21 protein-coding genes and 1 pseudogene are annotated in these 22,674 nt (G+C 69.2%); 12 read left to right on the top strand and 10 right to left on the bottom strand.

Annotated elements, in window-relative coordinates:
- Window positions 1–487: 487 nt before the first annotated feature.
- Together ABZ877_RS30575 and ABZ877_RS30570 are read left to right on the top strand one after the other, a co-directional pair.
- On the top strand, window positions 488–1,318 hold the full coding sequence (locus ABZ877_RS30575; RefSeq protein WP_361077601.1) for a hypothetical protein: 831 nt from the start codon (window positions 488–490) through the stop codon (window positions 1,316–1,318).
- 1,323 nt (window positions 1,319–2,641) lie between these two features.
- On the top strand, window positions 2,642–5,104 hold the full coding sequence (locus tag ABZ877_RS30570; protein ID WP_361077598.1) for a hypothetical protein: 2,463 nt from the start codon (window positions 2,642–2,644) through the stop codon (window positions 5,102–5,104).
- An 87-nt stretch (window positions 5,105–5,191) separates the two neighbouring features.
- On the opposite strand, the gene ABZ877_RS30565 is transcribed toward ABZ877_RS30570, so the two are convergent.
- The 4 genes from ABZ877_RS30565 to ABZ877_RS30550 are packed head-to-tail and all read right to left on the bottom strand — an operon-like array spanning window position 5,192 to window position 11,217.
- Window positions 5,192–7,036 (bottom strand): TniQ family protein, encoded by a 1,845-nt coding sequence (locus tag ABZ877_RS30565; RefSeq protein ID WP_361077596.1) that lies wholly within the window; start codon window positions 7,034–7,036, stop codon window positions 5,192–5,194.
- 10 nt (window positions 7,037–7,046) lie between these two features.
- A complete protein-coding gene (locus ABZ877_RS30560; RefSeq protein WP_361077593.1) occupies window positions 7,047–8,294 on the bottom strand; it encodes a hypothetical protein in 1,248 nt (415 codons plus the stop codon).
- Entirely contained in the window at window positions 8,291–10,483 is a 2,193-nt protein-coding gene (locus tag ABZ877_RS30555; RefSeq protein WP_361077589.1) for a transposase, read from the bottom strand. The genes ABZ877_RS30560 and ABZ877_RS30555 overlap by 4 nt, the downstream gene beginning before the upstream one ends.
- Window positions 10,480–11,217, bottom strand: coding sequence for a TnsA-like heteromeric transposase endonuclease subunit (locus ABZ877_RS30550; protein ID WP_361077586.1), 738 nt, complete (start codon window positions 11,215–11,217; stop codon window positions 10,480–10,482). The genes ABZ877_RS30555 and ABZ877_RS30550 overlap by 4 nt, the downstream gene beginning before the upstream one ends.
- A 369-nt stretch (window positions 11,218–11,586) precedes the next feature.
- On the opposite strand from ABZ877_RS30550, the gene ABZ877_RS30545 reads away from it, so the two are divergent.
- A complete protein-coding gene (locus tag ABZ877_RS30545) occupies window positions 11,587–11,787 on the top strand; it encodes a hypothetical protein (RefSeq protein ID WP_361077583.1) in 201 nt (66 codons plus the stop codon).
- Between the two features lie 266 nt (window positions 11,788–12,053).
- Here the strand turns inward: ABZ877_RS30545 and ABZ877_RS30540 are convergent, their stop codons facing one another.
- Window positions 12,054–12,935 carry an alpha/beta hydrolase gene (locus ABZ877_RS30540; RefSeq protein ID WP_361077581.1) on the bottom strand — a complete coding sequence of 294 codons (882 nt, stop codon included), beginning with the start codon at window positions 12,933–12,935 and terminating at the stop codon, window positions 12,054–12,056.
- A gap of 301 nt (window positions 12,936–13,236) precedes the next feature.
- Between ABZ877_RS30540 and lexA the strand changes: the two genes are divergently transcribed.
- Entirely contained in the window at window positions 13,237–13,956 is a 720-nt protein-coding gene (gene lexA, locus ABZ877_RS30535) for a transcriptional repressor LexA (protein WP_361077578.1), read from the top strand.
- Between the two features lie 256 nt (window positions 13,957–14,212).
- On the opposite strand, the gene ABZ877_RS30530 is transcribed toward lexA, so the two are convergent.
- A complete protein-coding gene (locus ABZ877_RS30530) occupies window positions 14,213–14,410 on the bottom strand; it encodes a hypothetical protein (RefSeq protein WP_361077575.1) in 198 nt (65 codons plus the stop codon).
- Window positions 14,411–14,675: 265 nt separating this feature from the next.
- Window positions 14,676–15,098: a hypothetical protein gene (locus tag ABZ877_RS30525; RefSeq protein ID WP_361077572.1), complete on the bottom strand. Its 423-nt coding sequence runs from the start codon at window positions 15,096–15,098 to the stop codon at window positions 14,676–14,678.
- Window positions 15,099–15,225: 127 nt separating this feature from the next.
- Here ABZ877_RS30525 and ABZ877_RS30520 point away from each other — a divergent pair, with 127 nt between their 5' ends.
- Window positions 15,226–15,525, top strand: coding sequence for a hypothetical protein (locus tag ABZ877_RS30520; RefSeq protein WP_361077569.1), 300 nt, complete (start codon window positions 15,226–15,228; stop codon window positions 15,523–15,525).
- Between the two features lie 463 nt (window positions 15,526–15,988).
- Here ABZ877_RS30520 and ABZ877_RS30515 read toward each other — a convergent pair whose 3' ends face one another.
- Together ABZ877_RS30515 and ABZ877_RS30510 are read right to left on the bottom strand one after the other, a co-directional pair.
- Entirely contained in the window at window positions 15,989–16,276 is a 288-nt protein-coding gene (locus ABZ877_RS30515) for a hypothetical protein (protein ID WP_361077566.1), read from the bottom strand.
- Between the two features lie 51 nt (window positions 16,277–16,327).
- Entirely contained in the window at window positions 16,328–17,662 is a 1,335-nt protein-coding gene (locus tag ABZ877_RS30510; RefSeq protein ID WP_361077563.1) for an amidohydrolase family protein, read from the bottom strand.
- Between ABZ877_RS30510 and ABZ877_RS30505 the strand changes: the two are divergent.
- The 7 genes and pseudogenes from ABZ877_RS30505 to ABZ877_RS30475 all read left to right on the top strand — a co-directional run bounded on the left by ABZ877_RS30505 (window position 17,641) and on the right by ABZ877_RS30475 (window position 21,643).
- A pseudogene (locus tag ABZ877_RS30505) lies at window positions 17,641–18,171 on the top strand (helix-turn-helix domain-containing protein). The gene ABZ877_RS30510 and the pseudogene ABZ877_RS30505 overlap by 22 nt on opposite strands.
- Window positions 18,168–18,461, top strand: a complete 294-nt coding sequence (locus ABZ877_RS30500) for a hypothetical protein (RefSeq protein ID WP_361077560.1) — start codon at window positions 18,168–18,170, stop codon at window positions 18,459–18,461. The pseudogene ABZ877_RS30505 and the gene ABZ877_RS30500 overlap by 4 nt, the downstream one beginning before the upstream one ends.
- 268 nt (window positions 18,462–18,729) lie before the next feature.
- Window positions 18,730–19,290, top strand: a complete 561-nt coding sequence (locus tag ABZ877_RS30495; protein WP_361077558.1) for a hypothetical protein — start codon at window positions 18,730–18,732, stop codon at window positions 19,288–19,290.
- Between the two features lie 79 nt (window positions 19,291–19,369).
- Complete coding sequence (locus ABZ877_RS30490; protein WP_361077555.1) at window positions 19,370–19,831, top strand: hypothetical protein; 462 nt, start codon at window positions 19,370–19,372, stop codon at window positions 19,829–19,831.
- Between the two features lie 67 nt (window positions 19,832–19,898).
- On the top strand, window positions 19,899–20,333 hold the full coding sequence (locus ABZ877_RS30485) for a DUF6009 family protein (protein ID WP_361077722.1): 435 nt from the start codon (window positions 19,899–19,901) through the stop codon (window positions 20,331–20,333).
- A 140-nt stretch (window positions 20,334–20,473) separates the two neighbouring features.
- The gene (locus tag ABZ877_RS30480; RefSeq protein ID WP_361077552.1) at window positions 20,474–21,046 is read left to right on the top strand and encodes a GNAT family N-acetyltransferase; all 573 of its coding nucleotides are present in this window, start codon (window positions 20,474–20,476) and stop codon (window positions 21,044–21,046) included.
- 60 nt (window positions 21,047–21,106) lie between these two features.
- Window positions 21,107–21,643, top strand: a complete 537-nt coding sequence (locus ABZ877_RS30475) for a hypothetical protein (RefSeq protein WP_361077549.1) — start codon at window positions 21,107–21,109, stop codon at window positions 21,641–21,643.
- Between the two features lie 141 nt (window positions 21,644–21,784).
- Here the strand turns inward: ABZ877_RS30475 and ABZ877_RS30470 are convergent, their stop codons facing one another.
- A complete protein-coding gene (locus tag ABZ877_RS30470) occupies window positions 21,785–22,525 on the bottom strand; it encodes a hypothetical protein (RefSeq protein WP_361077547.1) in 741 nt (246 codons plus the stop codon).
- Between the last annotated feature and the right edge of the window lie 149 nt (window positions 22,526–22,674).

The following is a 22,674-nucleotide window of genomic DNA, read 5'->3' as shown; positions in this document are numbered from 1 at the left end:
TCACACTGCACTGCATGGCGAAGCTGCCGGAACATCCAGAGACGAGTGAGTCGGCGTCACCCCGTACGTCGGCGCGGCACCGGGTGCGGCTGCCAAGGCTGCTGGTGTCCGAGCCCGTGGGGCTGGGGCAGGTCGTGGCTCGGGCCACCGCTCGGGTGGGAATTGCCCCGTGCCCGCCGTGTAAGGACCGGGCGCGGCGTCTGAACGCCTGGATGCGACTTGAGCCGCGCCCGTGAACCGGGACCAAACAGCCTGAGATCTGTTGCTTCTCGGAAGGTTGGTGGGGGCGATGAGTGACGCGAAGCAAACGTTACCTCTGGGGAATGCGGGAGCTGGGTCGTTTCTCGGCTCCATGGAGGGAGGTGCGTTGCCCGCCGGGTCCGGGAGCTCACCCTTCGGTGGGTTATCCGCTTCTTCCCCGGCTGCGGCGACCTGCCTGAGCTGCGCTGCCGAAGCGCAGAGCTCAGCCACTACGCACGAGCTGGCGGTGGCGGTGTACGCGGTGGGCCGGCTGGCGCCGCGGTTCGCCAGCCTGGGGGCGGAGAAGGAGTTCGACCAGCTGAGCAGCGCAGACGCGGCCCTCGGGCGCGTGGAGTGGGATGTCGGGTTGCTCCGTCGGGTTCTTGAGCGTCCGGAGAACCGCTATGTGGCGCGCCAGGTGTGCTGGGTTCTGACTGTGCAGGACGTGGAGTCGTACCTGATCGTTCCGCGTGATGATGAGGACATTGCCGAGTTGCTGGCATCCTTGCCCGAGAATGGACAGGAGGTGCTGCACGTCGTGGTCGGCAGTACGCCTCCCGCTGGCGGAGCGGTGCCCGCAGAAGCCTCGGCGCTTGGCCTGCCAGCTCTGTCGATGCAGCAGTTCATGTCGTTCACCCAGCAGGAATTCGTTGACGCGCTGCCCCTCCCGGTCGAGGCGCAGCTTTCCTCAAGCGGGACGGAGGAAAGTCGGGAGACCGAGGAGGAAGCGGGCAGCCGTACACGTGACGGGTTTCGTGCAGTTGCGACCGATGTGTTCGCACGCTTCACAAAACGGGCGGGGAACTGGGGGCGCAGCGACGAGCACCGTGCGCTGAACTACGTGGCCCTGCGCTATCCAAAGGTGTACAGCGCTGTCTTCGAGGCGGCTCGCTCCGGCAAGTCGTTCGTCGGTGTGGAGGCCCGGCGGGGCGCCGTTTCGGGGCAGCGGCGGGTGGTGGCCGTGCAGCTGACGGTGCGTGATCGACGTACGGACATGACGGAGCACTGGCAGTGCCTGGTCGACGTCACCGACGTCTTCCCCTTCCTGGCCGGCCCGCTGTCACCGGTCTACGGCTGACGCCCCGGCCACCGGGTGCCTTCCCGTGTCCCGCCTTCCCGCATTCACCGCGGCCGCGGCGTTGCCGCAAGCTGCGGCCGTCCCTGCTCCGCCGCCGCACAGCGGCACAGCCCGCTTCACCATGACGGCGGACAGTTGCGATGTGGCTGCACGTCTTGGCTGCGAGGAAATGGCGACAGACGACCACGCCTTCTGTGTGGCGGGGGTCGATCGCGCCTGTTCTTCGGACTGTAGGGGAAGCATCGCGGCGTGCGAGGGCTGCAAACAGAACTGGCAGACGTTGTGCAGCCAGGCGCTGGAGGAGGCTCTGGCCGCGTGCCGGGACGTGGCGGCAGGGCCCTGTCCCGACTACCGGATGGTCCGAGGGCTCCTGGACTGCGCCTGTCGTTGTCCGGCGCCGCTCGTGGACTGCGGCGGCTACTGTGCCGACCTCCTCAACGACTCGCTCTTCTGCGGCAGTTGTTCAGGCCCAGAGTGCGATCCGTCCTCCGAGGTGTGTTGTGGTGGCGTCTGTACCGTCCTCGGTACGGACGCTCATTGCCGTAACTGCGGCGATGCAGTCAAACCTGGTCGTAGGTGCTGCAACGGACGGCCGACTCTCCTGGGCACGTCCACCGACTGCGCAGGGTGCAACGATCCCTGCAACACTAAGGGGCGGCGCTGCATCAGCGGCGTGTGCACCTGCCCTCCGGGCAGTCCTCCGTGCGGGCCCGACGGCGTGTGCACCCCGTCTGCCCGCTGCTGCCAGGGGAGCGTCTGTCAGCCCGGTGAAAGCTGCTGCGCGGGTGCCTGCACGAATACCCGTACCGATAAGACGAACTGCGGAGGATGTGGCCTCCGGTGCCCCGGAGACATGGTCTGTCTCAACGGCGTATGCGAATGCCCGGGTGGTCTTGCGCTGTGCGGGGATCCTTCACAGGGCCACTGCTGCCCCTCCGACCAGTGCTGCAATAATGAGTGCACCGATATCAACTCCAATTCCCTTCACTGCGGTTCCTGCGGCAATAGGTGCCCAGGGGCCACGGTCTGCGTGGGTGGGAAATGCCTATGCCCGCAGGGCACTACGGAATGCAAAGACCCTTCCACCCACATCACTTTGGCGTGCTGCATTCCCACTAGTCGATGCACAACTCTTAGCGACGACCCCAAAACGAAGGTCGCCTGCTGCTACGACATTAGGACTAATAGAGCTCCCACCTCGCCCCAACGCATTTGTCCACCCTGGTCAAACAACACTGGCCCATTCCCGGAAGCCAAGGGAAAGGCGTACTGCTGCCCCGCTGACCAGCGCTGCTGCACGTCGACGAGCAATGGGTGCTGCCCATGATGCCCATACTGATGCGAGACCGGGAGAGCGATCATCTGCTGGCCGAGACCGCCGCCGTGCTGCGTGAGCGCGGATGGCCCCTGGAACAGCACCTAGCGCCGCTCCAGGAGGCGCTAGCCGCTGCCGCTCGCCTGGGCGCCGAGTTCCGTGCGGCCAGCCTGGGCCGTCCTGATGCGCTGGCCGGCCTGCGGCCACGCCTGGGCGGCATGCCCCTGGGGAAGGTCGGCAAGCCGCTGCCCGACGCACCGCCGGACTTTCCCGGCGGCGGCAGTTGTCTGGGCCCCCATCTGGACCCCGGCCCGGTTGCCTGGTCGGGGGTGCAGGTGGCGGGCGGACCCGGCCAATTGGCGGGCCCGTTCGTGGAGCGGGCGTTCGCCGCCTGGTACCGGATCGCCGCCCCGCTTGAGGAAGCCCTGCAAGGTGCGCGCGCCTGGCTGGACACCCCGCATGAGGCCCCGCACTTCGCAGACCCGGTGCGCGGCGCCGACTGGACACGCTGGCCCGAGGGATGGCGCATGCCAACCCTGCCGTGCCTGTCCGAACAGCAGGTCTGCGTAGGCGAAATCCTGAACTTCTCGTGGGAGTCGTTGGGAGCACCGCCAGTGTTCCCGCCCATCGGAAGCATCACCCCGACGGAGATGTGTCACGGCTTCACCGGGCCACTGATCCTCCGCCCCGCCGCAGGCACCCTATTCCCACCCCAGACGGCCAACGCCATCACCACCCTCGCCATCGACACACACCCCGCTACCATCGCCGCCTGGACCGCCTTCCAGATCCGCATCAACATTCCCGCCAACTTGCGCCCCGGCTGCCACGAGGTCGGCTGGATACACGGGTTCGAGCCGACGGCCGTCACACAGCTTCGCGCCCTGGGCGAGCAGTGCCGCCCGCACTTCCCGAACAACTCCCTGGCCACCTTTCCCAACTTCATATGGAAGCCGGAGCAGTCCTTCACCCTTCTCGGCCCGCCAGACATAAAGACCTTCACTGGACCGGACGGTAGGAGCGAGCTGACGGCTGAGGCCTGCACGCCGGTCCGACTGCTCTGGGAGTCAACTGCCAAGGTGTGCACGGGAACGCGGACGAGGCTGAGCGCCACGCTGCGACGTGACGACAACGGCGACATCGTCCGGGCAGCGCTTCCTGCGACCGGGCAGTGGCAGGTCTACGAGGCGGAGGACGTGCGATACACCCTGACCGTTGAATCCCGCCTGGAACACGGCGGGATCTGCGGGCGGTCCGAGCGCTCCGTGACCGTGCACCGCTATCGAAAGATCCACACCGAAGTACTGACCGGCCCCTGCACGGACCCCGGCGGCACGGTGGAGGTTGCCGTGCGCCTGTCCTGTCCCGCGCCCTCGGAGGGCCTGACGATGACGGCGGCGTCGAGCGCCCCGGCACGGATCGCGGGCGCTTCAGCGACCATCGCCCCGGACACCGACAGTGCAGTCCTGCAACTGCCTGCAGGACACGAATGCGGCAGCGCTGAGATCGAGTTGACAGTACCTGGATATCCGCCTGCCCTTCTACGTGCCGAGGTAGCCGGCGAGCCAGTGATCACCGTGATCCGCACCGCGGACGGCCTCCCGCTGGATACCTGCGCCCCCGTGTCATTGATCGTCGAAGGCACCTGTCTGGGGGAAGACGCAGCCCATATCGAAGCCGCTCTAATGTGGCCCGGTCAGGGAGGGGGGCAACTGGGCACGGTGACCATACTCAAGCCGGGCACCATGGCCCAAGTGGACTTCGTAATGCAGTTGCCCGGCATCCGCACGCTGCGCTGGACCCACTGCGGTCGTCAATCCTTCGCAGCTCAACCGGTGTACATCCCGGCGCCGCCGCCCCGGATCATCACGTTCACGGCCAACCCCAGCGAAGTCCACCCCTGCGCCCCTGCGAGGGTAGACCTCGCGTGGAGCGTCGAGCACGCCGAGCAGATCACCGTGCTCGGGCCAACCGGAACATTGAGCGACCAAACTGCGCCCCGATGCGGAACCACGACCGGTACGGCGCAACATACCCCGACCTCGCCGGTGACCGAGCCTGTGGAGTACTCGCTGCTCGTTCAGGGCAGGGGCGGCTCCCTCCGAGAGCAGGTCCCGGTCACCCCCGTGGTACCCGCCAATGCCGTGCGCGCCTTCAGCATCACCAACGGCAGCCTTGGCCCCGTCAATGTCTTCGTGATCACGGGGCCGTGGTCTGGAAGGCTACTTAAGGCTGAAATGGAACCCAATGAGACTGAGTTCTTGCCGCTTTCTTTGTGCGAATCGTGCGAGATCGCGTCTCTGGACCTCCTCGTCCTGCGCGACCATAACCTCGGCCGTCCCCCGGAGGAGCAAATTGATCCCGAGAGTATTGCGGCCGTACTCCTCTACCCCGGCGCCCGCTGGATCCGTCTGACCTCGGGCATCCGCATCGGCCATCCGTCGGCGATCATCCTGCCGGTGACAGCCTGACAACGAGCCACGCCCCACCGGATGCCGGCCACTACGAGTCACTCGAAGGACGCCACCGCATCCAACCGCAACCGAGAGCGGAGCAGTTCACACCCTGCGCAGGGTTGGATCCGCCTGTTGTCCGGTGTCCACGGAGCCTGCGAGGTGGTCGGCGTAGGTCTCGATCTCGGTACGCAGCGCGCGGTAGACCGGCGCGGTGCTGTGGGCGAAGGTCCTCAGCCGTTGCAGGTTGTATCTCACGGCGGTCTGTGGTGCCAGGCGTTGTTCGCCCTGCGTGGCCCGGCTCCAGATGAGGATGGAGGCCGCCTGCAGGTCCGTCTCCTGGGGCCGCCAGCGTGTCGGCTGCTGGGATGCACGGCATAGGGCGTCGGCGCAGAGTTGCTGCCAGTCCGCGTCGGAGAGGGTCCAGTGCTCCAGTGTGCGGCGTCGGCGCTCGTAGTTGATCAGTGGTTGTGCGGCGAGGTCGCGGGTGAGGGCATTTAGGGCCGCTTCGAAGGCGTCCGAAGCGGCCAGCGCGCGCACCGTGTCGGTCACGCGCAGGATGCGGTTGCCCTTGACGGTTGTGGCGGTGGGCAGTCCCAGGTAGTGGGCGGCGTCGCCGAGGGGTCCGCCGCGAACCGACTGCACCAGCCTGGCGACGGCGGTCCGGTGAAGCCCCAGGGGGACCCGCCTGCCCGGCACGAGAGGGCGCAGGTGCCGGTGGGCCAGGTCGGAGGGGAGGTGCTGGGGCACGTGGGCGGTGTCGAAGCCGAGTTCGTCGTTTCCGGCGCGGCGTCCGCGGACCCCGTGGCGGGTGTAGCGGCGCACGAGCGGGAGGACGGCGGCGCGTAGGGCCGGCGAGTGCGGCGGTAGGTCGTCGGTGGCGAAGCGGAGCATCCAGTGGGTCCGTCCGCCGGTGCGTTCGCGGCGGGCAGGTTCCAGAAGCTGGCTGATGGTGTCGCGGGACTCGGCCACGCTGTCGCACTGGAGAATCGTGTCGGCTGCGGTGAACAACGCGGCGGTGACCCGGGCGTCCTGCGGGCGGGTCCGGCTCACCGCGGATCCCTTGGCCGTGAGGTAGTCGTCCACGGTGTCGGCGAGCCCACTGGGCTGGACCAGGGGGCGCCCGTGCGGCCAGGTGCTGATGACCAGGTGGGTGGCGACGCGCAGGTCGGTGAAGTACGTGGACGCGGCGACCTGCTGGCCGATGCTCGTCGTGGTCTGCGGCCCCTGGTCTTGCAGTAATTCATCCAGCCGGTGCTGCAGCGCGAGGAGGTGCCGTGAAGGCGGACTCTGGCGTGCGGTGTGCTGGTCCAGCCGGGTACCGCAGGGCACCCGCTGCCGTGGGGAGGGCAGCAGTATCCGGCAGACGGCGGGATGTTCGATGAGCGTGGACTGCGGGAGGAAGGGCGTGCCGGCGCCGCCGTGGTGGAGAGCGAGGTGGCCGCAGCGCGGGCAGCTGTGCTCGAGGAAGCGCGTGTATGTGGTGCAGGAGAAGGAGACCGGAAGGCGCCACGCCCGCTTCCAGGCGCCGCCGTGTGCTTGCTGGATCGCCGAGCCGTCCCCGGCCAGACACTGCGGGCAGTAGCGGCTGGCGGCGTGGAACACCCACCAGTCGGGTCGCTGTTGCCCACCGCGCGCTACCGCGTCGAGGTCCGGAACCGGATAGCGCGGCCGCAAGGAGGCCAGACACAGCGCATCGGCCTCGGCGGCGGTGAGCCGGGTCGCGTGCGCGAAGGCGTCCCTGATCCTTGGTGGCAGTCGCATCGTCAGGGTGTAGCCGGGCCGGCCACCGGGCCGGCGCGGAACGGCAGCGGTCAGGCCGGTGAGGACGAGCAGCCGGGCGGGGCTGCGCTCCAGGCGGTGGGACAGACGCAGAATGAACCCGGGCAGGCACTCGTCGGGCAGGGGATCGAGACTGCAGGGCAGCGGTGCCGGGGCGGAAGCGGACATGGCCGTCCCCTCACCCGGGGAGCGTGACGGCGCTGGTGCGGTCGTCCAGGACGGTGTTGCGCACCGGGGGCCTGACGGTGGGCGCCGGGTGCCGGGGTGGCAGGAGCGGGATCTCCCCGGCGGCGGCGTCCCGGTTCGGCAGGCCCTCGACGCTGATGGCGATCTGGTCCAGCAGCTCCACGGTGAGTTGCTCCTCGCCGCTGTCGATGGCGGCCTCGGCGCCGTCCTCGATGAGACATTCCAGCAACCCGACCACCCCACCGGTCCGTTCGTGCAGGTAGGCGGGCATGTCGCCGCAGGTCAGCATGCCCGGTGCCGCGTCGAAGAGCCGCAGGTGGTCCTCGACACCCATCAGATGCTCGGTGAACGCGGTGACCTCCGCGGCGCTCGTGTAGCCGAACGGGCCGAGATGGACCTGGGTGAAGCGCCGCTGGTGCTGGGTCTCTGCACCCTCGCTCGCCGGGGTTCCGGCGGGCGGGGCGGGCAGGACCCAGTCGCCGGTTCGCGGATCGCGGACGGCGTCGCGCAGCAGCCCGGAGGCCGGGACGTCCACGCCGATGAGGATGAGGGTGGCGCTCATGTCCATAAAGCCCTTGATGAGGTCGAAGACGTCCTGGTCGTCGAGCCGGTGCAGCTTGAGGCGGGTGATGTCGTCCAGGAGGATCACCCGGGTGCCGTGGGCATGTACGTGCCGGCGCACGGCCCGGATCAGGGCCGGGAGGTCCATGCGCTTGTGATCGACGCCGTAGAAGTCGAGCACCGCCTTGCAGGTGCTCTTCGGCTTGGCCGTCACCGGTGTCTGGACATAGGCGACCGGGAGGTGCAGATCGCGGGTGCCGGGGATGGCGCCCGGGTGGAGCTGATGGTGCAGGGCCAGCCAGGAGTCCTCGAAGGCTGCGGCGACCTCGCAGGCGGTCTCGGTCTTGCCCTGGCATCCGCCGCCGTTGATGATCAGCCCGCGCCGTGTGGTCGGGTTCTGCTTGAGGGCGCCGCGGCGCAGCCGCGCGCGCATGAGCTCGGCCACGGCCCGGCTCATCGGTGTCTCCTGGAGCGGGAAGTTGCTGTGGGTGGCTTCCCGGTGCAGCTCGTACAGGGCCTGCTCACGGCGGCTCAGCTCCGTGAACTCGCTTCGGGTCAGCCGGGGCGCGGGGACGAAGTCATGCCGGTGCAGGCGCCATTGACGCCAGCCATCGGCGGTCTGCCGGTCGGCCGGGTCCGGCGGGAGAACGAACGGCGGCGCGGGGGGAGAAGGGGTCACGAGGTGTCCTCCTGGTCCTCGCCCTGGTCGGGCAGGGCGAACAGGTTGCGGCGCCGGACCTCCTCGCCCAGGCGGGCGGGCAGCCGACGGCCCGCCTGGGCACCGGCCTCCGGATGCCGGACTGCCCCGGTGCTCGGCGACGCGGGGGCGCGGGCGGTCAGGCTCTGCGGCGGCGAAGGGCTTGCGGCAGCGCGGTCGACGGCGGCGGCGCGGGCCTGTTCCCGCTCGCGCGCCATCGTGACGCGCTGGGCCTTGGTGAGACGGGTCGCCCACCGGTCGACCGGATGCAGGATCTGTACCAGCGCCAGTAAGTGGGGGAGGAGTTCGGCATCCGTGCGGGGGCGCAGCCCGGCCTCTTTGACGGTCCGCAGCAGCTCGGTGACGCGTTGGTCGCCGAAGGCCGGGACCGTGCCGGTGGGGGGCAGGCCGATCCACGCCAGCGGGTGCCAGTCGTGGGTGAGCGGGTCCTGGAAGAAGACGGTGCGCCGGTCTCTCGGCTCTCGATGGATGATCCACCGGTTGTGCCGGGCTCCGCCGCGGGCGGAGAGCTGCCCGCGGTAGGCGTCCAGGGCCGGGCCGTCGTACCACAGCCCGCGGATCTTCACCCCGCGCCGCTCATCGATCCGGCGCACCGCATGCTCGGGCAGCAGCTCGTAGTACAGCTGCGGCGAGGGAATCTCCAGGGCGAAGCCGCCCTGCTCGAAGGAGGCGGCGAGCAGGGAATTGGGGCTGTGGTCCCCGCCGGGATCCCAGTGCGGGGCATACTCGCCCAGGTGCCGCTTCTGCCAGATCGCCACGACCCAGGTCGCGATCGCGTGCTCCAGGTCCTGAAGGGTGAGGACCGCATCGCCCTCCGGGTCGGCGCCTCGGTCGCTGGCGTCGATCCCGGTATAGCCGGGCAGCATCTCGAACAGCAGCGAGCGAATGCTGCCGAAGACCCGCTCGACGGCCTGCTTGTCGGTCGGGCGCAACGTGCGGGCCGGCAGGATGCTGCAGCCCAGTTTCTGCTGCACCTGGACCAGATGGTGATTACGGTAGACGGCGCCATGATCGGCGGTGACCGTCTCCGGGGCGAAGAACGGCAGCCCGGCCACCGCATGCCCGGCGAACTCGGCGACCACCGCGCCCGGCAGACCGGGATAGGGCCATTCCATCTCCTCGCCCCACTCCTCGCGCATCGGCAGCGGCAGCATCACATCGCGCAGCAGCATCGCGACATCCACCGCCGTGTCGGAGACCAGTGTGAGCCGAAACGCACAGATGGAGTGCGTATACGCGTCCAGTGCCAGGGTGAGGTGCACCTTGACGGCCTCGTCGAAGACGCTGTCGCGGACCATCACCGGCAAAACCGTCGTATCCAGCGCCACCACCTGCCCGGGGCGGTCGATCAGCACGCAGCCGCCCCGCATGGGGAGCTGGGCCGAGCGCTCGTAGCGCTGGCGCCGCCGTCCCGGACCGAACCACTCGAGCCACACCCGGCGCAGCACCGCGTACGAGGGCACCGCGACGCTGTCGCCGAACTGCTCGCGCACGTACTGACGGATCTTGCGCTCGCGGGTACGCATGCTGACCTTCGCCCCGTGCAGCGTCTCCAGGCGCACGGCGTGCATCGCCTCGCGCACCTCCGCCGACATGCTGGGGTGGCCGCCGCTGCGGCGCAACCACCGCTCATCCGCGCAGCCGACCAGCCCCCGGGCCCGGCGCGCCTGCTCCCAGCGAATCAGGGTGTGCAGGCTGACCCGGTCCAAGCCGAGCACATGCGCCTCGTGCCGATCCAACGCCTTCAGCTCGGCAACCTTGGCCCGGCGGCGTGCGGTCAAGGTGGTGGTCTCCGGGTCGTAGGCAGCCTTCGGCTCGCCCAGGCCCGGGCGCTCTGGGTCCCCGCTGCGAAAGCCCGTGTTGATCTCCATCAGATGGGCGAAACGCAGCTTGACGAGGTCGAGTTGCGCGGGAGACAGATCGCGCGCACTCGCGGGCTGGCGGCCCCGCGCGGCGCCCGCAGCGGCGGTCGTCGAGGAGGCCCGGCAGTGCGGGTGGTTCGCCAGGAAACGCAGGGACACGCAGCGGCGGCCGCCGCAGGAGCTGACCAGATGCACCCGGCCGGCGTGCGGTTCCTGCCGCTCAACGGACCACTCTTGACCGTCCAGGACCAGGGTCGCGCCGACCGACAGACTCAGCGGCAGCATCATGGCAACGCTTCCCGGCCCGGCACGATGACGGACTGGTCGCCAAGCGGCTTCATCAGGTCCACCCCGAGGCGGCGCTGCCACAGTAGGTGCAGGAGATGAGCTCGCGCCACCGGAGGGCAGGTGCTGGCGGCCGCCAGCTGACGCAGTGTCCGACCGGGCGTGGCCGCGGCCTCCATCAAGCCCGCTTCGACGCCGAGCGGATCGGACAACGGGCGCCGGCGCGAGGACAACCAGTCCAGTGTCGTGCGCACGTGCCCGCGCCAGCCGGCCGCCACCGCGAAGCCCCAGCCGCAGGCAAGAGCCAGCTCTGCCGCCGCGGCGAACGCGGTCTCCTCAGGCTCGCCGAGCAGGGCCGCCGGGCGGACATCGATGAGCCAGACTCCGCCGGTCGATCGGACGAGGAAGTCCGGCGTGTGCTCGCGCTGCCCAACCACCGTGCCGAACGTCAGCCGTAACGGCTGCGGCAGCACCTCGAGCACCTCCCCGGCGAAGTCCAGCGCCAGGAGCAGGTCCGACTCCGCCAGACTCTCGAACCCGTGCAGCCGCCCGGTGCTGATCAGAAACTTCAGTCCAGGCCGGTGGCGCTGGTCGCGGCGCCAAGAGAACCGGCGTACGGGCCCGGCCCCGGCCAGACCCTCTCGCCGCAACTGCTCCACCGTCCGCGTCACGCTCCCGCAAGGCGAGCACCACGTCACCGTCCAGCACCGCTGCCAACCCGATGTCAGATCCAGCATCTGACGTCCAGCGGTCAGCGACACGGGGACGAGCAGCTCGTCCCACCGGCACGTATGCGACCACAACCCAGCCTCCGGCGCCTAGACCACTTCCAAGCCGCCTTCACGCGGGTCTCCTTCGGTATTCACGCCTCCAGAGCAGCACCTTCCGTTCCACGACAGGCGCGGCACTCCGAAACTGATGTCTTGCGGACCGATATCCCGACGCAAGTGCCACATACGATGCACATCCGGTGCCAACTAACGCACCCAACCGACCCCACCGGTCCAGCTCAACCCGGCTCCGTGGTGCCATGTAGCGGGAAAAGTCGCACTTGCGCCGTGTGATGCTCCCGAGGTGACAGTTTTTGAGCGCAGTGAGGTGCGTGTATGCGTGAGGTGATACAGCGTCGGCGTGTCGAGACCGTCACCCGGCAGACCCCGGTCAGGCCCAAACCGCAGTGGCAGAACCTCTTCCAGGCCCCCGTCTACGCCACGACCAGCAACGATGAGAGCGAGGAGGCGGAAGAATGGATGCTGGACGGTCTCCCGGCTCCGCGGCGCCAGCGCGGCGGCCGCCGCGTGCACTGACGCTCGGCACGACGAGCGCGGACGGTACGGGCACGCTACGTCTGATGCTCTGGGCCCCCGGAGCGGCTGTCCGGTGTCCGCAGCGCGCCGCCTGGTGGCTAGGGCCTGCCCAACGGATCATGTGACCGTAGCGGGCCTGGCTCGTTGGCCTGTCCGTGGGGCGGGGAGATCTGTCGCACGAGGAATGAGCCCGGCTGCGTACTCGAGGCCGGCACCAGTACCGGAGCAGCCGCATCTCCCCTCAATGCTGCTCTGGACGTGCTTGCTCAACCGGTATGGGTCACCACGGCATCGATGAGTTCGGGCCAGAGTGCACGCGGGCGATCGTGGCCCATGTCGGGGACCAGCAGGAGTTCGGCGCCGGGCACCAGCTCCGCGGTGCGTTTCCCGCCGCTGGGGTCGATCAGCGTGTCGTCCAGGCCGTGGATCACCAGCGTCGGCACCCGCAGCTCACGCAGTGCATCCGCACGTGAACCGCTGAGGATCATCGCGCCGAGCTGCCGCCCGATCCCCTCGGGGTAGTAGGCGCGGTCGTAGCTCGCGGCGGCCAACTCACGCAGCACCGAGGCGTCGCCGTATCGCTTGGAGGCCCACACCAGTTCCCGCTCCGCCGCCGCAACGTATCCCTCGCGGTCCGCGGGCTTGGGACTGAACAGCACCGCCTGGGCCTCCGGGCTGGACTGGCCGTATTCGCTCTCGCCGGTCGAGGACATCATCGACGTCAAGGTCAGCACCCGCTCCGGGCAGGAGAGGGCCATCACCTGGGCGATCATCCCTCCCATCGAGGCACCGACCACGTGGGCGCGTTCGATACCGAGCGCGGTGAGCAGGCCGAGGCCGTCACCCGACATGTCGAGAAGCCGATAGGGAACCATGGCGAGGGCGGCGGGAATGTCTCCCGAGCTGACGGCGGCGATGAACTTGCCCATGTCCACAGGATGATCGTCGAACTTGGTGGACAGCCCACAGTCCCGGTTGTCGTACCGGATCACGTAACGGCCGCGGTCTGCCAGTGCTCGGCAAAAGTCCTCGTGCCAGGCGAGCATCTGCGCGCCGAAACCCATCACCAGCAGGACTGGCGGGTCTCCAGGGTCGCCGAAACTCTCGTACGCGATAGACACCTCAGGGGACACGTCAACGATCGACATGCACGGAGACTGTCACAGCCATCCACGGAGCACACCCAGAATATCGCCTGGTGACCTGCACATACTTTCCTGGCTTCTGCCCATGATCCGTCGGACAGGCCCATGGCGTGACAGCGAAGAAGCGGTGCGGGCCCCCAGTGCGTCCTGTCACGGCCCGCACCGCCGACGCTCAGGGTAGTACCGCCGACAGGCTCGGCTGCGCTGCCCTCACCTGCGGCCCAGCATGAATGGTGTGGTTATGGGGGTGGTTGCTGTCAGTGGTCCGGGTTACTGTGGGCCAAGCGATCATGTGGGGGGCGTCATGCCAGGTCAGCAGCAAGTACAGCGTGGCGGTCGGCCCGCGGGGATACGCACCTTCGACAACAGCCTGACCGGCCGGCAGGACGCGATCCTGCGCGCGATGCAGAAGAGTGTGCGCGAGCGCGGATACCCGCCGTCCATGCGCGAACTCGCCACCGCGGCGGGCCTGTCCAGCACGTCATCGGTGAGCCATCAGATCGCCGCCCTGGTGCGCAAGCAGGCGGTTCGCCATGACCCGAGGCGCCCTCGCGCCTACAGCCTGACCCCGCGGGGCGAAGCTCTCCTGGCGACCACGTCGTGGGCTGCCCCCGAGCAACACGAGGAAGCCGACACCGTCCCTGCGGACGCGGTACAGGCCCCGCTGGTGGGCCGGATCGCGGCGGGGGTGCCGATCCTTGCCGAGCAGCACACGACGGACACGCTCACTCTACCCCGGCAACTCGTCGGCGGCGGGGACGTGTTCGCACTGACCGTAACGGGTGATTCCATGGTGAATGCCCACATTTTGCCGAGCGATACTGTGATCGTCCGCGCGCAGGCCACGGCCGAGACCGGCGAGATCGTGGCTGCGATGCTCGGGGACGGCGAGGCCACCGTGAAGCGGTTCAAGCGAGACGGCGCCCACGTCTGGCTGGTGCCCGAGAACCCGGCCTACACCCCGCTGTGCGGGGACGAGGCCACCATCCTCGGCAAGGTCGTCATGGTCCTGCGCAGCCTGTAGCCAGGGCGTTGAACGACACGTCCAGAGCTGACGACTACGCGGAACTGACCGCCCAGAAGGCGCGGCCGGAGTCAGCAAGGCTCCAGCATCACCGAAGGCATCAGCCGCGGGCGCGATGGAACCGCCGAAGCCCACGTAGCCCTCGCTGAGCGGCGCGGCGGGCAGAAACAGCCGCCTCCGGCCGATACCCGGCGACCGGCCTGAGCAGCGTGCCGAGGCGACCGGCAGCCCCGAGCCGACGTGTGGCGCGCGCCCGTCAGCGGGGGATGGGCCCGGGCGCGGTGGGGCCGGCACCCAGCACGCGGCGTCCCGTTCCTGGGGGCCGCGTCGGCTCGGTGGCCGGGGCGACGGCGAGCCGTTCGGCGGCGAGCTGGGCGCGTGGCGGGGCGGCGTCTGGTGTGCGGGATGCGTCGGCGGGGTCGGGGCCGGTGCCCAGGGGGCGGCGTTCGGTCATCACTTGATCATCCCTCGGGGGAGCGCGCTGTTCATCACCGGCCCAGGCTCACCCCGATGTCGGTCTGCAGGAATGGCACATCCGTGTCCTGGACGTCGAGCGCGGGGTCGACCGCCTGCGGGCGGCACAGCCCTTTCCGTGTCGCAAACGGATCGGGCGGGTCAGCCCCGGCTCTTCCTGATCCCCGCGATCACGGCGACCAGAAGGGCGATGCCGATGGCGATCCAGAGGGCGGTGCTCATGAGGGCTCCTTATTGGTAAGTGCTCAACGACCTGTGTGATGGGCGACGGCTTGCATCAGGTGCGGGATCCTCTGCGGGACGGGCACCAAGTACTCGTACACCAAGGACATCGGGGCGATCACACGCTGCTGGCCGTCGGGCCCGACGACCTCGACGACCAGTTCCCAACCCATGGGCAGAGACTCGTCCTGACGAGCTCGGTAGGCGCCTTCGTACGTCTCCAGCAGCACTACCGTGACAAATGCCGACAGGTCTGTGTGCAGGGCGGTCCAGTCCTCCGCGTCGAACTCGGCGAAGGGCAGCCTCTGCACATAGGCGTCCAGGATGCTGACCGCACTTAGCGGGTCCGCGTCAAAGGCGAGCGCAGCCGCCTCCCCGCCGAGCTGCCTCACCAGCCCTCGGACTGCCGGCCGATAGCCACTCATGAACTCGTCAAGGTCGATCACAGCTGGAGTCTGGCATGCCCTCTCACTCTCCGTCCCCACAGCCCAGAAGGGAACGAGCGCGAGCGACCGGTACCCCGTTTTCGTCTACGTCTCCGGGCGCAGCGCCGACAGCACGGAACAAGGCTCCGTGATGTGGGCACGCGTCAAGGGCGCGGCGGAGAACGCACTCCTCGCCCTGCCGATGCGCACCCACATCCTGCGGCCCGGCTACATCCGCCCCCTCAACGGCGCCCGCGCCGCCTCCAGCCCAGCACGGGCCTTCTACACGGCCACCGGCCCGTTGTTCCCGGTACTGCGGCGCGCGTTCCCTGACTGGGCCACCTCCAGCGAGGCCATCGGGCGTGCGGCGATCGCCCTCAGCCGCCCCGGGAACACCGAGCCCGCCATCGTGACCAGCCGCGACATCAACCGCCTCGCCGGCATGTGACCAGCGTCGGCTGATCCCCCTGACGTCACCGTCCGCCGCAACGCCACGGATCACGGGGCGAAGGTCGCCTCGCGGGCACCAGTTCGCGGATCTGATCGGCCGGTGCAGGGCCGGAGTAGCTCATCGTCACGTACCGACGCCAACGACCCGGCAGCGGCCACGTGCGCCTCAAGGCAAGGCACAGAGGCCTTCCGGCGCCGCGCAGACAAGAAAGCCGGTGCGGGGGCCGCGACCGGCCCGAGCCCGCCGTGCGGGCTGCGCTCGAACACGGGGCAGGCCGCACGACGCGGCCAGGGACGCTCGCTGGGCGTCCACGCGGTGCCGCGGTACCGCCAGTTCCTCGACCGCCGCAGAGCGAAGGGGACCGCGCCCCGTGGGACGAGACCGGTGTCGCAGAACTACACCACCGGCGCGGCCGCGGGGCGCCGAAGCGGGCTGCCCGGGGGGCGCGGCGCCCGGTGTGCTAGCGGTGCGGGGAGAAGTTCACCGACCAGCGCTGGAAGGAGACCACCGCGCACAGGACGGCCTGGAAGGCCGGGGGCCCGGTGTGCGGCACCTGCCACGCCGACGACGTCGTCCGCGCCGAAGCCGCCGCCGAAGCCGCCCGCCTCCAGGCTGCCGCGCCGCCGGAGCCGGAGGACGAGCAGGAGCCGGGCCGGGGCCGTGGCTCCCCCCGGCGGACCTGACCGCACAAGCCCGCTGCGCGGTCGGCGGCCGTCGGGCCGCACAGCGGGACCGGTTCTGAAGTCACCGCGCCACAGGGCGGGACAGAAGCCGCCTGCCCGCGGCACGCCGACTGCCGTCAGAGCGACCGCCCGCGGATGCGGGCCCGCGAACGGCGCACCTCAAGGCGTGCCTTTTGGAAGAGCCCGTCGGTGAGTGTGCCGCGCCGCTTGAGGATGTGTCCGCCGACGATCACGGTGTCGACGTCGCGTGGGCCGGCGCTGAGGAACGCGGCGAGTACAGGGTTGTCGAAGCTGTCGAGGTGCGGTGCCGACAGGTCGAGCGTGATGAGATCGGCCTGCTGGCCGACGGTGATCTCTCCGATCCGGTCGGCGAAGCCGAGGACCTGGGCTCCCCCGCGCGTGGCAAGGTCCAACATGGCGAGGTGACTGTGGCGCAACTCGCTGGGCATCTGGCCCTGGTCGATGAGTCGCGCATTGGTCCGGGACCGTTCGGCGGCCAGGGTCAGCCGCATCTCTGTGAACAGGTCGCTGGGGCCGTAGGCGACCGTGTCGGCGCCGAGGCCGACCGTCACGCCGTGGTCCAGCGCGGCGCCCACGGCGGGGTGGATGCCCAGACCCATGGTCATGTCGATGCTCGGGGTGGCCGACACGGTCCCGCCCGATTCCGCGACCTGCTTCCATTCCCGCTCGGTGAACTCGTTGGCGTGGACGTAGTTCACGTCCGGTCCAAGGAGATCCTGGCTTCCGAGTTGGTCGACCGCGCCGGGCAGGCCCGCCATGCCGGCGTGCAGGGAGATGGGCAGCCCCAGGTCGCGGGCGAGCCCGAAGTCGAAGTCGTTCTCCGCCGGTGTCGCCATGGACGGACCGCGCACGGCGAGCCCGAGCGCGATCCGGCCGTGCACCCGGTACGGCGCATGTGTGGCGTGCAGGTGGCGGGCCTGTGCTTCGTAGCGGGACTGGTCCCCGCTCGAGCTGGCCTTGCCGCCGAAGTACAGTCGGGCCCGGATGCCGCTGTCGTGCAGGGCACGCAGGTTGGCGTCGATGTCCGCCTCGGAACCCAGGTTGTGGGCCCAGTCGGCGACGGTGGTCACCCCTGCGCTGATCGCTTGCACGGCGCCCCACAGCACGCCCGCGTACACGTCCTCCGAGGTGAAAGGGCCGCCATGTCCTTCATTGATCTGCTGGGCGTAGGAAAACAAGGTCACGTCGCTGGAGCTGGCCGCCAGGCTTCCCAGCCACATGTGCCGGTGCGTATCCACGAGACCGGGCATGACCAGCTGATCGTGGACGTCGACGATCTCTTCGTCGCCAATGACGGTGGCGTCTTCGCCGATGCCGGCGATGCAGCCGTCCCGGATGACGACATCGGTGATCCGGGTCGTCCCGTCGGGGAACAGCACGCGGCCGCCCCGGATCACGAGCGGGGTGGATGAGGGAGCAGTGTCTGGCACGGCGGCTTCCACTTCCAAGCGGTATACAACAGGTACCGGTATATGGTGGGAACCGCCATGGGAGTGCCACAAGAGAGCACTTTGAACTGCCCAGGTATCACCGGAGGTACCACGTGGCCCCATCTGCGATGATCGAGTCGGGCGTACATCCCGAGCGCGACGAATTGTTGCGTGACGTGATGGACCGTATCGGTGACAAGTGGTCGGTGACCGTCATCTGTCGACTCGACGACGGCCCGCTGCGGTTCAACGCCCTCCGACGGGCCACGGGCGGTATCACATAGCGGATGCTGAGCGCCACCGTTCGTCGCCTCGAGCGGGACGGCCTGATCAGCCGCACGGTCGAGCCCACCGTGCCGCCGCGGGTCGAGTACGCGCTCACCCCCCGCGGCCGCAGTCTGCACACCATCCTGGCCGAACTGGTCGCCTGGACCGAAGCCAACCTCGACGCCATCCGCCGCGACCGCGAAAAGTACGACACCGCCGCCCGGTCACACATCGGGCAGTGACAAGCCCCTCCAGCGGGCCAGCATCCGAACACGACCTGACCGCCGAAGGCTCCCTGGTCGCGGTCACCGCCAAGAGCAACCGGTCCAAGGCCGACCAGAACCCGGCCCGGTGGCTGTCCCCGCTCGCCGATGCCTGCTGCACCTACGCCGCGGACTGGACGGCGACCAAGCTCCGCTGGCAGCTGACCGCGGACCGGGCCGAGACCGGGGCGCTGCACCAGCTCGCGCAGGGATGTGGCCAGCAGGACGTCGAGTACGTACCGGCCGGCCAGAATACCGACGGCGCCTGACCGCGCGTGGGCTTTGCCGTGCCGCCGCGGGTTCCTGGGGAAAGAGGCAGGTCCCGCGGCATGCTGTGAAGGCTGTTCACCGAGCGACGCACCAGCAATCCTGTGCTGGCTCGATGCGGTAGCGCAGATGCGGCGGCTTGTGCCGCCGCATATGGCCCGCAACTGCGCGATGAGCCGGTCCCGTCGCGCGATCGGGTGCCGGTTACGGCATCACGGCCCTCGGCGATGCGCCGGGGCCTACGCTGGAGACCTGACCGGGGAGGCCGCCATGGACCAGCCGCTCGAACCAGAGGCGATCAAGCCACGGCCCGACTACCCGCCGAAGACGCCGCCTCCCAAGAAACCGCCGAGCCCGCCACCGCCCGACCCGCCCACCAAGGAGCAGCTCCTGGCCGGTCTGCCCGTGCCGCAGCGCACCGGCCGGGCCGGGCATCCGGTGATGCGCAACCGGCGCGGCGCCTCCTGGTCGCTGGAGTCCGCTGCCTGGACACCGGGCAAGGCCGCCCGGTGCGTGACGGAGCAGTTGACCGACTGGGGCTTCACCGCTCCGGCGCAGCTCGAGCCGGTGGTACGGCTGCTGGCCGCCACGGTGGTCGCCGACGGCGGCCGCCGCATCAGCCTCCACCTGTCCGAACAAAACGGCCTCGCCCTCGTGTTGTGCCTGAGCCACCAGCAGACCGCCGAGCGCGAGACGACCGACATGCTGGCCGTCTTGCAAGATCTGGGCACCGACAGCTGCGGCACGGAGCTGACCGCCGAGGGACGCCAGGTGTGGGCTTTGCTGCCCCTGCAGACCACCGCTCCCGCGTCGGTCGGACGGACGACCTAGAGCCGGTCTCCTTGATGGGGCGATCCACTGATCGGTGCCCCCTCGACGCTTGCGGCATCTCACATGGAAGCCTGTCCACATGGATACATTCGCGGACCGACTCGACGGCGGGTGGAAGTGGTGGGAGGCCGCCATTGCAGAAGCGCAGGAGGGGCGCTGGGTCCGTGACGCCGTGGAACGGCAGGTCATCAAGGACATCGGCACCGCCACCAACCCACTCCATGGCGGACGGATGGCCCCGTTCACCGAGGACTCGTGGCATGTACGCATCGGGAGGATCGCGAATTGGGCCGGGGTACTGCGGCTCGCGGCCCGATCAGGCGGATGGGTGCTCCGACCCGTCGCCGGAGAGATCCCGCCAAACCCTGCTGGCATGGCCGAGCTGCTGTCTGGCATCTACGCGGTCGGCGAGCAAGGAGAGGACTGGATGCGGCAGCTCCTGACAGGTGAACTGCCACCCGAAGACGAGATCGCGAAGGCTGAGGGCTTCCTCACCGGGCCGGGATCCGTCGAGGACCTTGAGCTCTTCTTCTGCGACTGAAAAGCCGCCGCTTCGACGTCAACGGGCACTACCCGGAGACCGGCTGCATGGCACCACCCCCCACACACTGACCATCACGGCACCACCCTGGCGCGGCTCACCGCACTCCCAACCACCGACACCGAAGGCCTCGCTACTCGCCGACACCGACGTCATCGGGGAAGCCAGAATCGTCTGGCTCGAGGACATCGCCGGGTTGGAGTACGTGCGCCAGGCCGTCCACGGCACCCCCTACCGCAAGGGCAAGCCCAACTTCGACGGCCTGGGCCGCCTGGTCGGCTACGCAGAACTCGCCCCCACCGTGGAACGCGACCCCCAGACCAGCCTCTTCCACCGCCGCGTCTTCTACCTCGTCCCGCACGACCGCGACAGCGAGCCCGACGGCGACTACCGCACCGGCTCGCCCGGCGAAGCCGTCGACCCGCAGACCGTCGACATCTGCCAGGTCGGCGAGAAGACCGAGCGCTTCCAGGGGCGGGCCATAGCGCCCGCCGGCGCGTAGGGCGCAAGGGCTTCAGCCCCTGCTGAGAAACTCGCAGGTCAAAGCGGTTCAATACGCGCGCGCAGTGGCTGGAGGGGCTGAACCTTCGGGTTGAGTGTGGAACCCATCGTCTTCGACTGCGCATGGGGACAATGGATCTCATGAGCGCATTACCCACACTGTCTGCCACTGAGATCACCACGGATCGTCTCCGGTTGCGACAAGCGCACGACGCCGACATCGACGGCCTTATCGAGCTCCAGACCGATCCACAGGTCCGTGCCCACCTCGGCGGCCCACGGCCCCGTAGCGTCGTCGAGCAGTACTTCGACGCAAACGGCATCAGCGCTATTGCAGACAAACCCGGTACCTACGTCATCGCCGAAAAGAAGACCGACCGGTTCATCGGGACACTCGTACTCGACCGCCGCTCCGCCGACCTTCCCGGACACGTCACCAAGGAAGGCGGGGAGCTGGAGCTGAGCTACCTGCTTCGGCGCGGAAGTTGGGGTGCGGGACTGGCATTCGAGGCCGCCACGGCAGTGCTACGCGCCGCCGCCGACGAGCTTCCGGACCAGCCGGTCCTGGTGGTGACCCAGACGGCCAACGAGCGTTCCCTCAAGCTCGCCACCCGTCTCGGCTTCCAGCGCATGGGCACCTTCGAGGCGCATGACGCGGAGCAAATCCTCGCCGCAGCCGACCTGCAGTCCTTCAAGACTCGATCTCCTACCTGACCCACGCTGAAAGCAGGGCAGCCGCTACGCCCTACGACGCGCGGAAGGGGTACGGGCCGTGTGCCGGGTGACCACATCGACGCCGGGACGGGCGACGTCGCCGGCGGGCCGGACGCGGTGTGTCAGCAGTACGGCAGCTGGTTGGTCAGGAGGCTGCCCCTCGTGCTCGGCGCAGGCTCCCACAGCGACCGCGATCCAGCGGCATCGCTCTGGGAAATGAGCCGGTCCCGTGGCGGGTCGCTGGAGTCGGCCACCTGGACGCCGGGCAAGGCCCTCCGGCACGTAGAGCAGCAGCTGACCGGCTGGGGCTTCACCGCTCCGGCGCAGCTCGAGCCGGTGGTGCGGCTGCTGGCCGCCACGGTGGTCGCCGACGGCGGCCGCCGCATCAGCCCCCACCTGTCCGAACAAAACGGCCTGGCCCTGGTGTTGTGCCTGAGCCACCAACAGACCGCCGAGCACGAGACGACCGACATGCTGACGGCCCTGCGGAACCTAGGCACCGACAGCTGCGGAACGGAGATGACCGACGAGGGACGCCAGGTCTGGGCCCTGCTGCTGGTACAGGCTGCCGCCGCGCCGACCGGACGTACCGCGTGAGAGAGCGGCCGCACCCGACGGTGTCAGCGCTGATCCGGGGTCCCGCGCCGCGCCCAGACACCGGACAGCCGCTCACCAGCGGACCCCACTGCGGGAGCGCTCGACACGGTGATCAGCCGTACCTGGTTTGGGCTTATCGGCTCAGCGCTGGCGCGGAAGTCGCTTGATCTGCTCTCGTTGCAGATCAGTGAGCGCCCCGCGCACGGGCGCCTCGAGCTCCAGGTGGGGCCCGCCGACGGAGCCCGTCGCCAACAGCACCACCGATCCGGCGCGGGCGATCGTGAACACGGAGCCGGAGGCGCGCGGATGCTTGGCATCGATCTTGTTCACGACCCGGTAGGACACCGCTTCGTCACCCAGGTTCTTCGGGTCGCCATACCGCGTGACCTGCCAGTCCACCCCGCCCTTGATACTCCAGCCGGGGCAGGCATCCAGGTCGGCGCGGAGGTTGCGCATCACCGCCCGGGCATCGGCGTAACTGTGGGCCTGCACGTCCAGCATCAGCGGCCCGGGCTTCGCCGGCTTCTTGTACTTGTCATCGCGTGTGTCGAAGGCCCCCCTCAGCTCCTGCACGGTGGCCGCGGGCCGGGTCCGCTGCGCGTAGGCGAGGCCTACCGAGCCGCAGGCCAGTTCACCCTCGCCCAAGCTGTTCACATCGGTTTCCGGCTTCGAGCCAAGATCCATAATGTCGAATGGCCCGTGGTCCTTCTCACCGAGCACCACCTGCTTCAACTGCGCCTGCGACAGTGCCTCCCGCGTCACCGGCGCAACGGACTGCGCCGCGGCGGCCGTCGGCTGCCCGCTGCCACAGCCACATGCGGTGACGGCGAGGACTCCCATGGCCAGCGCACCCAGCGCTGCCCGTCTGACGGCATCACTCATCTGCTTGCTCCCCACCCCTTGCCCCCACGCGTCCCCGCGCGGGGAGTGAATGACCATACAGGGCGATGGGTCGCCGGTCATCTGACCACAATCCTCGCAGGTCAAGCTGACCGCGCCGCCCGCGAGATGGCCACCCAAGCCGACCAGGC

Source organism: Streptomyces sp. NPDC046939, from assembly GCF_040644575.1.
In the GTDB taxonomy this organism is placed as follows: domain Bacteria; phylum Actinomycetota; class Actinomycetes; order Streptomycetales; family Streptomycetaceae; genus Streptomyces.
This window is presented reverse-complemented; position numbering and strand designations above follow the sequence as displayed.